Here is a 13,003-nt window from a genome sequence, read left to right on the forward strand (position 1 = left end):
GGACCCCGCGAGGCGGATCTCGCGAGGCGGGGTCCCGGCCCGCGCCGGGGGGGACTCGCCGGGCGCGGGGGCCGTAAACCGTAATGTGGGGGCCGTGGTCCTTGACGTGGGGAAGCGGATGGACGGCAGTGCGGTACGGGCCACGGCCCTCGCGGCGGGTGTGCTCCTCCTGCTCGCGGGCTGCTCGTCCGGCGGTTCGGGTGGCTCGGGCGGCTCCGGCGGCGATGGCCCCGACGGTCCGGACGGCCCGGACGGTCCCGACCGGGGCGGGCGTTCCGCCGTCTCCGCGCCCCTCGGCCAGCGCCCCAAGGGCGACGTGCCGTACTGGGTCGATCCCGACAGTACGGCCGCCCGCGAGGCCGTCGTCCACGCGGACCGGGGCGACCTGGACAGCGCGCGGCTCCTCAGGAAGATCGCCGAGCAGCCCGCCGCGTCCTGGATCGGCCCCGACGACCCGAGGGCGCAGGCGGAAGCGGTCACCACGTCGGCCACCGCGGCCGGCCGGGACGCGCTGCTGGTGCTCTACAACATCCCGCACCGCGACTGCGGCCAGTACTCGAAGGGCGGCGCCGCCGACGGCGACGCGTACCGGACCTGGATCGACGAGGTCGCGCAAGGGATCGGCGCGCGCCGGGCCACGGTGATCCTGGAGCCGGACGCCGTCCTGCACCTGGCGGACGGCTGTACTCCGGAAGCGTTCCGCGCGGAGCGGTACGGCCTGCTCGGCGCGGCCGTCGAGCGGCTCGGCCGGCAGCCCGGCACCTCCGTCTACCTCGACGCGGGCAACCCGGGCTGGCGCACGCCCGACGCGCTCTTCGAGCCGCTGCGGCGCGCGGGCCTCGCCCAGGCCGACGGCTTCGCGGTGAACGTCTCGAACTTCTTCCCGACCGCCGAGAGCGTGGACTTCGGCAAGCGGCTCTCCGCGCGGGTCGGCGGCAAACCGTTCGTGGTCGACACCAGCCGCAACGGCAACGGCGCGTACACCTCGGGTGATCCCGGCGAGAACTGGTGCAACCCGCCGGGCCGCGCGCTCGGCGAGGCGCCGACCGTCAGGACCGGCGATCCGCTGGTCGACGCGTACCTGTGGATCAAGCGCCCGGGGGAGTCGGACGGCGAGTGCAGGGGCGGGCCGCGGGCGGGCGAGTGGTGGGCGGAGTACGCGGTGGGGCTGGCGCGGAACGGGTCGTGACCCGGCGTGCGCGGGTGACGGGCCGGGTGAAGGGCGTACGCGCGCGGGGAGCGTACGTACGAGGAGGGCGTACGTACGAGGAGGGCGCACGCACGCGCACGCTCCAGGCACACGCCCTCGGCGTGCGAACCCCAACAATGGCGGACATACGCCACGTCTTGGAGGTGTACGGGAGGGGTGCGGCCCCGTCGGAACAGGCGAAGCCCCCTCACATGACGTGAGGGGGCTTCGACCGTCGGTGCGCCGTCAGGGACTCGAACCCCGGACCCGCTGATTAAGAGTCAGCTGCTCTAACCAACTGAGCTAACGGCGCGCGCTGACCTGGAGAACTCTACCCGATCGCGGTGGGTGGCCCGGACCGGGTGAGGTCTTGCGCGGCCTGTCGGATAGTCGTTTTTTACCTTTGATCCGTCAAAATGCGACGTGTCCGGACAGTTGAGACACTGGCGCCCGTGCAGTCGCGTCGACAGATCTTGATGAGTGTGGAGGGGATTCGCATGACCGTCCCGGCCTTCGAGGAGTACGAGCCCGCTCTCGACTGCCCGTGTCCCGGATGCGCCGGGCGGCGCCGGGATCTGGCCAGGGGGCTGCCGGTACGGGCCGGCGGCCACCCGGGCGCGCACGGCGCCCGGCGGGCGTTGGTGCTGGTCACGGCGGCGGGGGTCGCCTTCGGCGCGACGGGGCCGGCGGCGGGGGCCGACCTGGGGCCGGCCGGGACGGGGTTCGACGGGGTCGCGTCGGCGGCGGACCTGGCGGCGGCCGGTGCCTTCGACGCCGCCGGGGCGGTGCCGGGGGCCGTGGTCGCCGCCGTGCCCGGTGGTGAGCCCGACCCGGAGACCCCGCAGGGCGGGAGCGGCCCGCTGCACGGGCGGCCGTCGCCCGGGCCGGTGGCGGGGAATCCGTCCGCGCCGCCGCGCGCCACGACCCGGGCGGACATCATCGACCGCGCCAAGCGGTGGGTGAGCGCGCAGGTGCCGTACAGCATGAGCACGTACTGGTCCGACGGGTACCGGCAGGACTGCTCCGGCTATGTCTCGATGGCCTGGAACCTCGCGGGGAACGAATGGACGGGCAGCCTCGCGCAGTACGGGGTGAAGATCGCGCGGGAGGATCTCCAGCCGGGGGACATGCTGCTCTTCCACAACCCGTCCGACCCCAACAAGGGGTCGCACGTCACGCTCTTCGGCGGCTGGACGGACTACACGCACACGTACTACATCGCGTACGAGCAGACGCAGCCGCACACGCGGGCGCAGTCCACGCCGATGGCGTACTGGAGCAACTCGGCGCGGTACGTGCCGTATCGCTACCGGGGTCTGACGGAGGGCACCGAGGGCGCCAAGGGCGCCGGCGGCGCCGCCGGTGGGAAGGCGACGGCGGCGGTGCCGTACCCGGGGGCGCGGGCGTTCGGGCCCGGTGCGCACAACAAGTACGTCACCCAGCTCGGCCGGATGCTGGTCGCGCGCGGCGCCGGACGCTTCTACACCCTGGGTCCCGGGCCGCGCTGGGAGGAGGCGGACCGGCGGGCCACGCGCGCGTTCCAGCTCGCGCAGGGCTGGCGCGGCGCGGAGGCGGACGGGCTGCCGGGGCCGGAGACGTGGCGGCTCCTGGTGACCGGCCTGGGCAAGGGCATCGCCGGGGCGGGCGGGAAGAGCGCGGCTCGGGCGGCCGGGGGTGGTGCGGCCTCCGGCGGTGGCGCCTCCGCCGGTCGGGCCGCTTCCGGTGGTACGACGGCGGGGGTGCCGGCGTATCCGGGCCTCGGGTCCTTCCGGCCCGGCCGGTCGGGTCCGTACGTCGAGCGGCTCGGCGAGCGGCTGGTGCGGAAGGGCTTCGGCAGGCACTACACCTCGGGCCCGGGCCCGAGCTGGGGCGAGGCGGACCGCCGCAACGTCGAGGCGTTCCAGCGCGCGCAGGGCTGGCGCGGCAGCGCGGCGGACGGTTACCCGGGCCCCGAGACGTGGCGGCGACTGTTCGAATGACGGAGGCAAAAATGACGACGAGGCCGGGCCAACACGACGAGAGCGCCTGGGGTGCGGGTTACGGCCCGGCTCCGGGCCCGGCTCCGGCTCCGGCCTCGGCCCCGGCCTCGGCCCCGGCTCCGGCCTCGGCCCCGGCCTCGGCCCGGGGGTCGGTCCCGACGTCGGCTCCGGGTGCAGGTCCGGCCCCGGCCCCGGCTTCGGGTCCCGCCCCGACTTGGGCCTTGAGCCCGGCTTCGGGTGCGGCCTCCGGTCCGGCTTCGGATCCGGCCCCGGCTCCGGGTCCGGCCTCTGGTTCAGTTCCGACTTCGGCTTTGAGCCCGGCTCCGGGTGCGAGTGCGGCTTCGGCTTCGGGTGCAGGTCCGGCCCCGGCCCCGACTTCGGCTTCGGGGCCTCGGCCGGAGGGCCCCAACTCCGCTCCCACCGCGCCGGGGCGGACCCCCGCGCCGACGGGCGGGGACGGTGCGTCCGGTGACCGCGCGCCGGGGGACGGTGGGCCGGTACCGCCGGGGGCACCGACCTCGGAGACCTCCGCTTCGTACGCGTCCCCGTCCGTGCAGTCCCCTTCGGGAACGGCCGCCTCGGAATGGTCCGCTCAGTGCGTGTCTGCCCCGGGGGCACCTTCCTCCGAGTCCTCCGCCCCGTACGTGCCCGCCTCGGAGTCGGCTGCTTCGTCCATGTCCGCCCGGGGGGCGTCCGCTCCCGAGGCGTCCGCCTCGTGCAAGTCCGCCTCTGAGCCGTCTGCCGAGGACGTTTCCGCGCCGGACGTATCCGCCTCGAGCGCACCCGCTCGCACCGCGCCTGCCAACGCCGCGTGGACGCCTGTGTTCGAAGGCACGCACTGCCGACCGGTAACGGTGCACGCGGACGGTCGCGTTGAGCCGGTGCTGCCGTCTCCCGCCGTGACGGCAGAGCCGGAGCCGGTCCACGGCATCTCCGCCGACACAGGCACGCGGGACGCGGCCGCACGCGGCGGCGCCGGGCGCGGGTTCGCGTCGGCCAACACGGCCGCCACGGCCGGCGGCCCCCGCCGGGACGCCAGGTCTGCCTCCGCGCGAACTTCCGAGCCGGACGCCTCCGCCCGGAACGCCGCGCCGGAGGCGCCCGCCCGGACCTCCGGCCCCGCCTCCGAGCTGGGCGCCGAGCCGCCCGTCGTGCGGGACGCCGAGTCCGCTTCCGCGCGGACCGCCGGTCCGGCCTTCGGGCGGGACGCCGAGCCGACTTCCGCGCGGGCCTCCGGCCCGGACTCCACGCGCGATGCCGGATCCGCCTCCGCGCGGAGCTTTGAGTCTGCCTCGGCGCGTGACGCCGGGGGGACCCACGGTCCGGCTTTTGGGCTGGATGTCGAGTCGGGCTCCGGTGCCGGCGTTGAGGTCCGTGCCGGGGGGAGCCTTGGGCGGGGTGTTGAGGCGGACTTGGCGCGGGGGGCTGGGGTGGATCCCGGTTCTCGTGCGTCGGTGCGGCAGGTTCTTGGGCGTGACCTGCCCGGGTTTGTGGAGCACCTCGCTCCCGCTCGACCGCTCAGCCCCGCGCTGCACCCGATCCCCGGGCGTGAGTTGAACGCGCCCGCCGGTATCGCGCCCCTCGCCACCTCGGCGGAGGAGCCCGGGTCCCGGTCGGTGCCGCCGGTCCCGTCCTCGCCAGAGCCAGACCCAGAGCCCGCGCCCCGGTCCGTGCCACCCGTGGCGCCGGCCCCCGCACCGCCGTCAGCGGCGTCCCCCGCGCCCGTACCGCCCTCGTCGTCCTCGCCGGTCGGGTCCGCCCCCGTACCGCCCTCCTCCTCCTCGCCGGTCGGGTCCGCCCCCGTACCGCCCTCCTCCTCCCCGCCGGTCGGGTCCGCCCCCGTACCGCCCTCCTCCTCCTCGCCGGTCGGGTCCGCCCCCGTACCGCCCTCCTCCTCCCCGCCGGTCGCGCCCGCCCCCGTGCCGACCTCCTCGGCCCTCGCCGAGTCCCCCTCCGCCCCCCGCGCGCGCGTCGCCGACGACAACGTGGGTGCGGGGGACGGGGTCGGCGGTGGTGAGGCCGGGCGGTGGAGTGGTCCTGTCATCGTGGGGGAGTCCAGCCACGACATCCCCGTCCACCTCCTCTTCCGCGACGAGCGCGACGAGAGCGGGCCCTCCCTCCCCGCCGCCGGCGCGCGGCGCATGCGGCGGGTGCCCGCCCCCGCGTCCGGGCCCGTCGTGCCGGTGCGGGCCGCTCCGCCCGGGGATCCCCGGCTCGTCGAGCGGCCGGGGCCCGTCCTGCCCGGCTGGGTCGCCGTGTGCGCCGGGCTCGCCGCCCTCGTCGCGTGCGCCGTGGTGGTCTGGTGGGCCGGGGCCGTCCCCGACGCCGTCAACACCGTGCTCCGGCTGCCCTCCCCCGCGTACCACGGCATCGCCCTCGGAGAGTGGGCGGTGCTCGCGCTCGGCGTGACCGTCGCGCTCTTCGCCTTCGGCGGGCTCGGGCGCGGCCGGGTCGGTCAGGCCTGGGTGCTGACGCTGTTCGGCGACTACCGGGGGAGTGTGCGCCGCACGGGCCTCCTCTGGGTCAGCCCGCTGCTGCTGCGCCGCAAGGTGGACGTACGGCTCCGGCACTGGCGCAGCGAGCCCGTCCCGGCGGTCGACGCGAACGGTACGGCCCTGCGCGTGGTCGTCCTCGTCGTGTGGCGGGTCAAGGACACCGTGCGCGCCGCGCTCGGCGTACGGGACCACGAGGAGTACCTGCGCGAGCAGGTCGAGGCGGCGATGGCGCGCGTCCTGTCGCAGCTGCCCGCCGACGCGTTCCACGACGACGCCCCGACCCTGCGCGACGCGGAGGCCGTCGGTGACGCGCTGACCCGGATGCTGTCGGCGGAGTGCCGGCCCGTCGGCGTCGAGGTCTTCTCGGCGCAGCCGACGCGGATCGAGTACGCCCCCGAGATCGCCGAGGCCATGCAGCGCAGCCGGATCGCCGCGATCGACGCCCGGCACCGGGACAGCGTGCTGACGTCGGTGGTCGACGCGGTGGACGACACCGTGCACCGGCTGACCTCGCGCGGACTGGTCGAACTGGACGACTACGAGCGTAAAGCCCTCGTCAAAGACCTGACGGTGGCCTTCTACACGGGACGGCAGGGCGCGGCGGAGAGATTCTGATTGGTCTGGACCGCACTTGTTATGGACACGGTCAAGTTCCGTTAATACTCTAGGGCTTGGTCTAGACCGCAGACTGTATTCCCCTGCACGCGTGCAGTACGGCTCACCGAACTCCCCACGTTCTCTGGAGCGAAGCATGCGAAAGAAAATAGGCGCGGCCGTGGTCGGCCTCGCGATCGCCGGCGTGTCGTTCGTCGGCACCGGCAGCGCCAGCAGCCATGGCTACACCGACCAGCCGCTCAGCCGTCAGAAGCTCTGTGCCAACGGCACGGTGTCCAACTGCGGCAACATCCAGTGGGAGCCGCAGAGCGCCGAGGGCCCCAAGGGCTTCCCGGCGGCCGGCCCCCCGGACGGGCAGCTGTGCTCGGCCGGCCTCAGCCAGTTCAACCAGCTCAACGACCAGCGCAACGGTGCCTGGCCGACCACGAAGGTGACGAGCGGCGCGAACTACAACTTCCGTTGGCAGTTCACCGCGAGCCACGCCACGACGGACTTCAAGTACTACATCACCAAGCAGGGCTGGAACTCCAACGCGCCGCTCACCCGCGCCGCCCTGGAGACCCAGCCGTTCCTGACGGTGCCGTACAACAACGCGCGGCCGCCGTTCACGCTGTCGCACTCGGGCAAGCTCCCCTCCCGGACCGGCCGGCACATGATCCTGGGCGTGTGGACGATCTCCGACACGGCGAACGCGTTCTACTCCTGCTCGGACGTGCAGTTCTGACGGAGCGTCAGATCTCGGTATGAGGTAGCGACTCCGGTCGCCGTGGTGGCAGCGGCGACCGGGGCCGGTACGTCGTAGTCAGGCGCCCGGGGAGCGGGGCACCGTCGGTCCGCCGCCGTCGGCCCCGCTCCCCGGGACGCCGCCCCCCTGACCCGGGCGAGGTCACCTCACCCGGCGCCGCCACCTCACCCCGGCGCGGTCACTCGCGTACCCCGGCCAGTTCCACCGGCCGCCGTCGCAGCGACAGCCACGCCGGTACGACCGCCGCGACCACCGCCGTCGCCGCGCAGACGCCCACGACCGTGGCGAGCGCGGACCAGGGCATCACGGGTACGGAGGGCACGCGCAGCACGCCCAACGCACCCCACATTCCCAGCAGGTTGAGCCCGGCGACCAGGACGCCCATCACCGCGCCCACCGCCACCACCGTCAGCGCCTCCGCCGCGACGAGCCACAGCACCTGCGCCTTCGTCGCGCCCGCCAGCCGCAGGACGGCCAGGTCGCGGACCCGGTCGGCGGTCGCCATCACCATGGTGTTCGCGAGGGCGATCCCGCTGTAGAGCAGGGCGATACCGAGGACGAGCAGGAAGCCGACGCGGGTCCTGCCGTCGGTCTCCGGGTAACTCGCCGCCACCCAGGCCGACTTGTCGAACACCCGGCCGCCGTCCGCGACCGCCGTCCGCAGGGCGGCGCCCACCGCACGGGCGTCCGCGCCCTCCCGGACCCTGACGTCGACACGGTCCACCGGCGCGCCCGCCGCGTTGCGGGGGGTCACGTACACGCCGTTGTCGCCGGTCCCGGCCCGCATCACCGCCGCGATACGGAGCGTTCTGCGCGTGCCGTCGCCGAGCCGGACGTCCACCGACCGGCCGACCGTGTGCTGCCGCCACTCGTCGTTGACGATGATCGAGTGGTCGTCCAGATCGGCCAACCGGCCCGCCACCAGCGGGAGTCGGGCCGTCGCCGCGAGCGCGGACGGTTCCGCCGCGCGGGCGTCGGACCTGATCAGCGCGACCCCGTCCTCCAGGACGTAGACGGCCCCGGCCGAGGTCGGCGAGATCGCGGCGCCCGGGATCCGGCGCATCCGGGCGACCGTGGCCGCGTCAAAGCCGGTGTCGGCCGCGCCGGACACCACGAAGTCCGCCGTGGTACGCAGCCGGATCTCCCCGGCCTTCGCGTCGGCGACGGTGGCGACGGCGCCGAGCAGCGACCCGGCCAGCGCCACCGTGACGAGGACGGGTGCGGCGACGGCCGCGGTACGGCGGATCCCGGCGCACGCGCTGGCCCGCACCAACAGGCCCGTGGCGCCCGGGAGTCGGGCCTGCGGCCAGGTCAGCAGCCGGATCAGCGGGCGGACCAGGACGGGCGCGAGCAGGGCGAACGCCGTGATCAGCAGCATCGGGCGGCTGGTGTACGCCTTGCGGCCGAGCAGGCTGCCCGGTTCGGTCATCAGCGTGAGGGCGAGCAGCCCCAGCCCGGTCAGCAGCAGCCCCGCGCCGAAGACCCCGCGGCCCCACGTCATGGTCCCGCTGTCCACCGCAGCGTCGCGCAGCGCCTCCGCCGGGCCGACCGATCCCGCGCGCCAGGACGCGGCGACCACGCCGGTCAGGGCGACCAACAGCCCCGCCCAGAAGGCCAGTTGGTACGGCCAGGTGGACGTGCCGATCGCGAACCAGCCGGGCGCGACACCGCTCCCCACCAGCCACGCGGCCAGCCTCGGCGCGGCGGCGGCGCCGAGCGCACACCCCGCCGCCGAGGCCAGCACGCCGACCACGGCCGCCTCGGCGAACACCGTGCGCCGGATCTGTCCCGGCGTGGCGCCGGCCGTGCGCAGGAGCCCGAACTCCCTTCGCCGCTGGGCGACTCCGAACGCGAAGGTCGAGGCGACGACGAAGACGGAGACGAAGCCGGTGACCCCCGCCGCCGTACCGAGCATGGTGTTCACCACGACCAGGGCCTCGCTGTCCCGGTCCGGATCGGCGTCCGCCTGCGCACGGCCGCGCCCCGTCAGCACCCGTACCGCCGGGGTGTCCGTTACCGCCGCCCGTACGGCTCCGGCCTCCGCCACCACGGCCAACTGACGCACCGGCGGCGAGAGTTCGGCGGCGCGGGTGTCGGTGAAGAACAGGGCGTGCTCGAAGCCGAGGTCCCGTACGGTACCGACCACCGTGACCGTGCCCCGGTCCGTCCGTATCCGCAGGCCCGGGGCGGCCCAACTCCCCGTCGCCACCACCTCGTCGGCGGCGGAGGGCGCCCGGCCCGTGCTCAGCCGGTACGGCGCGAACGCGGCGGTGGACCACGGGTGGCCCACCAGGGCGGCGGGGGCCGCCGCTCCCGGTGCCCGTACCGTGAAGGAACGGTCCTCGATCGTACGGCCGACCGCGGCCACCTTCGCCACGAGCGCGGCCGACAGGGGCGGGGGGAAGTCCAGCCTTTTGGTCCGGTCCCCGACCGGGGTCGGTACGCGCAGCGTGTCGGACGCCCTCACCACGACCGGGGCCGCCGCGAACCGCTCGGGGCGGCGGTCGGGGGCGTCGAGGCTCGCCGCCAGCGCCAGCCCCATCGTGGCGATCAGGCCGACGCCGAGCGCCAGGGCGACAAAGCTGCCGATGAACGTGGTCCAACGGGCGCGGAGGGTCCGCAGAGCGACACTCAGCACGACGCGACCTCCGGCCGGGCGGTCCCGGCGGTCTCCGGGCCCGTCTCCGGGACGGCTTTCCGGGCGGTGTCCGGGGCGGTGTTCCGTACGGTCTCCAGCACCGTCATCCGGCGCGCGACCTCCTCGGCGGTCGGCGCGGGCAGTTCGCCGTCGACCCGTCCGTCGACCAGGAACACCACGCGGTCGGCGTACGAGGCGGCCACCGGGTCGTGGGTGACCATCACGATCGTCCGGGCCTCCCGGTCGACCATGGCGCGCAGCAGGGAGAGCACCTCGCGGCCGGTCCGCGAGTCGAGCGCACCCGTCGGCTCGTCGGCGAACAGCACCTCGGGGCGGGTGATCAACGCGCGGGCCAGCGCGACCCGTTGCTGCTGTCCGCCGGACATCTCCGAGGGCCGGTGGCGGACCCGGTCGCCGAGGCCGACCTCCGCCAGCGCCTCCCGTACCCGGGTGCGCGAGGCGCGGTGTCCGGCGAGCCGCAGGGGCAGCGCCACGTTCTGCTCGGCGGTCAGGGCGGGCAGCAGGTTGAAGGCCTGGAAGACGAAGCCGACCCGGCGCCTGCGGAGCCGGGTCAGCCGGGCCTCGGAGAGCGCGGTGAGTTCCGTACCGCCGAGGACCACCGAGCCGGACGTGGGACGGTCGAGGCCGGCCGCGCACTGGAGCAGGGTGGACTTGCCGGAGCCCGAGGGGCCCATCACGGCGGTGAACGTGGCCGGCGGGAACGCGAGCGACACCCGGTCGAGGGCGGTGACGGCGTCCGCCCCGGTCCCGTACGTACGGCTCACGGAGGCCAGCCGCACGGCGTCGCCGGTGTCGTTTCTGCTGGGGTGGGTCATGGGTCCACTCCATCCGGAACGGAGGCCCGGCACAGCGGGGCGGGACCGAGTCCCGGGGTGGGGCAGGCCCTACCCCCGGCACTCCGCCCCGCCCGATGGTCCGGCCCCGGCCGCCCCCTCTACCGTCGTGCCATGCCCTCCCGCGCCCTCTCCTCCCGCGCCGCGTCTCCCGAAACCGTGTGGCAGGCGCTGGCCCGGCCCGGCTACCCGCTGACTCCCTGGCCCTGGCGCTCGGCCGCGTACCTGCTGAGCGGGGTCCCGGCCGGGATCGCCGTGCTGGGGGTGACGGGCGTCCTCGCCGTGGCCGGCGGGCTGCTCTCCCTCGTCCTGGTCGGGCTCCCGCTGCTCGCGCTGCTCGCGCTCGGCGGGATTCCCGTGGCCGGGCTGGAGCGGCGCCGGATACGGCTGGTGGACACCCGGCCCCTGCCCGACCCGCACCGCCGGCCGGCCGAACCGGGGCTGGGGCCCTGGGCGCTGACCCGGTTCCGGGAGCGGGCGACCTGGCGGGAGCTGGGCCACGCCCTGCTCCTCGCCCTGGTGCTGTGGCCGCTGGACCTGATCGCCGTCGGCTTCGGGCTGCTGCTGCCGCTGGACCTGATCGCCACGCCCCTGCTGATGGCGACCGTGGGGGACGGCGGGGAGGCGAAGGTCGCGAAGCTCTGGACGGTCACGTCCTGGCCCGCCGCCTGGGCGTTCGCCGTGCTCGGCGTGGTCCTCCTGGCCGGGTGCGGGTACGCGCTCGGCGCGGTGGCCGGCGCCCGCGCGGAGGTGACCCGGCTCCTGATCGCCCCGCGGGAGACCGCGCTCGGCCAGCGCGTCACCGAACTGACCCGGTCGCGCATGCGGCTGGTGGACGCGTTCGAGGCCGAGCGGCGGCGGATCGAGCGCGACCTGCACGACGGGGCGCAGCAACGCCTGGTGGCGCTGACGATGTCCCTCGGGCTCGCCCGGCTCGACGCCCCGCCGGGCCCCGTCGCCGACCGGCTCCGTACGGCGCACGAGGAGGCGGGCGAGGTGCTGGCGGAGCTGCGCGAGCTGATCCGGGGCATCCACCCGGCGGTGCTCACCGACTACGGGCTGGCCGCCGCCGTCGCGGACGCGGCCGACCGCTCGGTGGTGCCGGTGGAAGTCTCGCTGGACGGGGCGGCCGGCCGGTACTCCGACGCCGTGGAGGCCACCGCGTACTTCGTGGTGTGCGAGGCGCTCGCCAATGTCGCGCGGCACAGCGGGGCGGCCCGGGCCACGGTGACCGGGCGGTACGGGGACGGGCGGCTGGTGCTGGCGGTCGAGGACGACGGGCGGGGCGGGGCGCGCGCGGAGGGCGGGAGCGGACTGACCGGTCTGGCCGACCGGGTCTCCGTCCTGGACGGCCGGCTGTCCCTGTCGAGCCCGGTCGGCGGGCCCACGGTCCTGCGGGTCGAGATCCCGTGCGACATCCGTACGGATATCCGTACCGAAGCCATCAACTAGGGCCGTTTGAGGGGGCGTTCGGTGGTGCGGGCGGTGCAGGGGGGTTTCCCGGCACTCGAATGTCAGGGAGGATTCCCGCAGCGGTCATCGCGCGTAGACCCGTAAGCGAACCGCGCCGTTCAGTGTGAGGAAGCGCCGTGCCACCGCACGGCGTCACGCCCGTTTTCGCCCGGAGGTTTTCCCATGCGCAGACGTCTGGCACTTTCGCTCGCCGCAGCCCTGCTCGCCCTTCCCGCCGCCCTGCTGTCGACCAGTCAGGCCGTCGCGGCGCCCGCGGACAAGCCGCAGGTGCTGAGCGGCTGGACCCAGGGAACCGTCAGCAGCTACAACGCGTGGGTCTCCGCCCGCGGCAACCAGGGCGCCTGGTCGGCGTACGGCTTCGACTGGTCCACCGACTACTGCTCCAGCTCGCCGGACAACCCCTTCGGCTTCCCGTTCCAGACGGCCTGCGCCCGCCACGACTTCGGTTACCGCAACTACAAGGCGGCCGGCACGTTCAGCGCCAACAAGGCGCGGATCGACTCCGCGTTCTACACCGACCTCAAGCGGGTCTGCTCGGCGTACTCCGGCGCGACGAAGGCGTCCTGCGACGCCACGGCGTGGACGTACTACCACGCGGTCGACATCTTCGGCGTGACGCCCGCGGTCGACGGCAACCGCTCCGTCGCCCAGGTCGGCTGACCGGCCGCTCGCCCCGGGAGCCCCGGCGCCCGCCCCGCACACTCCGTACCCCCGGCACACGAAGAAGGCCCCTCGCTCTCGCGAGGGGCCTTCCCTGTCTGTGCGCCGTCAGGGACTCGAACCCCGGACCCGCTGATTAAGAGTCAGCTGCTCTAACCAACTGAGCTAACGGCGCCTGCTGACTCGAAAATAATACCCGGTGCCGAGGGGTGCTCCGGACCACGGCCTTCCCCGCCCCGGGGAGGAAGGGGGGAGGCCGTGGCCCGGGTCCTGTCAGCCCCTCGGCGGGGCGGTCCTGAGGAGGCCGTCGAAGACGGCCCCCGGCGCGCGCTCCCTGGCAAGCGATCGCCTTCGT

8 protein-coding genes and 2 tRNA genes are annotated in these 13,003 nt (G+C 75.0%); 6 read left to right on the top strand and 4 right to left on the bottom strand.

What is annotated here, in order from left to right; translation table 11 throughout:
• The first annotated feature begins 118 nt into the window (after positions 1-118).
• Entirely contained in the window at positions 119-1,189 is a 1,071-nt protein-coding gene (locus ACIODU_RS12430) for a glycoside hydrolase family 6 protein (RefSeq protein WP_401767345.1), read from the top strand.
• Positions 1,190-1,428: 239 nt separating this feature from the next.
• Here the strand turns inward: ACIODU_RS12430 and ACIODU_RS12435 are convergent.
• A tRNA-Lys gene (locus ACIODU_RS12435) sits at positions 1,429-1,502 on the bottom strand.
• Positions 1,503-1,686: 184 nt separating this feature from the next.
• On the opposite strand from ACIODU_RS12435, the gene ACIODU_RS12440 reads away from it, so the two are divergent.
• From ACIODU_RS12440 to ACIODU_RS12450, 3 genes are all read left to right on the top strand, one after another.
• On the top strand, positions 1,687-3,168 hold the full coding sequence (locus ACIODU_RS12440) for a peptidoglycan-binding protein (RefSeq protein WP_401766989.1): 1,482 nt from the start codon (positions 1,687-1,689) through the stop codon (positions 3,166-3,168).
• Positions 3,169-4,658: 1,490 nt separating this feature from the next.
• Positions 4,659-6,278, top strand: a complete 1,620-nt coding sequence (locus ACIODU_RS12445) for an SPFH domain-containing protein (RefSeq protein ID WP_401767347.1) — start codon at positions 4,659-4,661, stop codon at positions 6,276-6,278.
• Between the two features lie 136 nt (positions 6,279-6,414).
• Positions 6,415-7,002, top strand: coding sequence for a lytic polysaccharide monooxygenase (locus tag ACIODU_RS12450; RefSeq protein WP_161311070.1), 588 nt, complete (start codon positions 6,415-6,417; stop codon positions 7,000-7,002).
• A gap of 199 nt (positions 7,003-7,201) precedes the next feature.
• Here the strand turns inward: ACIODU_RS12450 and ACIODU_RS12455 are convergent, their stop codons facing one another.
• Positions 7,202-9,661, bottom strand: coding sequence for an ABC transporter permease (locus tag ACIODU_RS12455; RefSeq protein ID WP_401766992.1), 2,460 nt, complete (start codon positions 9,659-9,661; stop codon positions 7,202-7,204).
• Positions 9,655-10,497, bottom strand: a complete 843-nt coding sequence (locus tag ACIODU_RS12460) for an ABC transporter ATP-binding protein (RefSeq protein ID WP_401766995.1) — start codon at positions 10,495-10,497, stop codon at positions 9,655-9,657. Before ACIODU_RS12460 ends, ACIODU_RS12455 begins: the two co-directional genes overlap by 7 nt.
• Before the next feature lie 132 nt (positions 10,498-10,629).
• Here ACIODU_RS12460 and ACIODU_RS12465 point away from each other — a divergent pair, with 132 nt between their 5' ends.
• The gene (locus ACIODU_RS12465) at positions 10,630-11,967 is read left to right on the top strand and encodes a sensor histidine kinase (protein WP_401766998.1); all 1,338 of its coding nucleotides are present in this window, start codon (positions 10,630-10,632) and stop codon (positions 11,965-11,967) included.
• 183 nt (positions 11,968-12,150) lie between these two features.
• Positions 12,151-12,648 (top strand): phospholipase, encoded by a 498-nt coding sequence (locus tag ACIODU_RS12470; RefSeq protein WP_356426115.1) that lies wholly within the window; start codon positions 12,151-12,153, stop codon positions 12,646-12,648.
• A gap of 101 nt (positions 12,649-12,749) precedes the next feature.
• On the opposite strand, the gene ACIODU_RS12475 is transcribed toward ACIODU_RS12470, so the two are convergent.
• Positions 12,750-12,823 (bottom strand) — tRNA-Lys (locus ACIODU_RS12475).
• Positions 12,824-13,003 lie beyond the last annotated feature (180 nt).

Origin of the sequence: Streptomyces sp. NPDC088261, from assembly GCF_044740805.1 — a bacterium.
In the GTDB taxonomy this organism is placed as follows: Bacteria; Actinomycetota; Actinomycetes; order Streptomycetales; family Streptomycetaceae; genus Streptomyces.

Excerpts from the sequence above, each read along its gene's own strand:
- ACIODU_RS12440 (WP_401766989.1), top strand. The coding sequence starts at position 1,687 with ATGACCGTCCCGGCCTTCGAGGAGTACGAGCCCGCTCTCGACTGCCCG.
- ACIODU_RS12450 (WP_161311070.1), top strand. The coding sequence starts at position 6,415 with ATGCGAAAGAAAATAGGCGCGGCCGTGGTCGGCCTCGCGATCGCCGGC.
- ACIODU_RS12460 (WP_401766995.1), bottom strand. The coding sequence starts at position 10,497 with ATGACCCACCCCAGCAGAAACGACACCGGCGACGCCGTGCGGCTGGCC.
- ACIODU_RS12430 (WP_401767345.1), top strand. The coding sequence starts at position 119 with ATGGACGGCAGTGCGGTACGGGCCACGGCCCTCGCGGCGGGTGTGCTC.
- ACIODU_RS12465 (WP_401766998.1), top strand. The coding sequence starts at position 10,630 with ATGCCCTCCCGCGCCCTCTCCTCCCGCGCCGCGTCTCCCGAAACCGTG.
- ACIODU_RS12470 (WP_356426115.1), top strand. The coding sequence starts at position 12,151 with ATGCGCAGACGTCTGGCACTTTCGCTCGCCGCAGCCCTGCTCGCCCTT.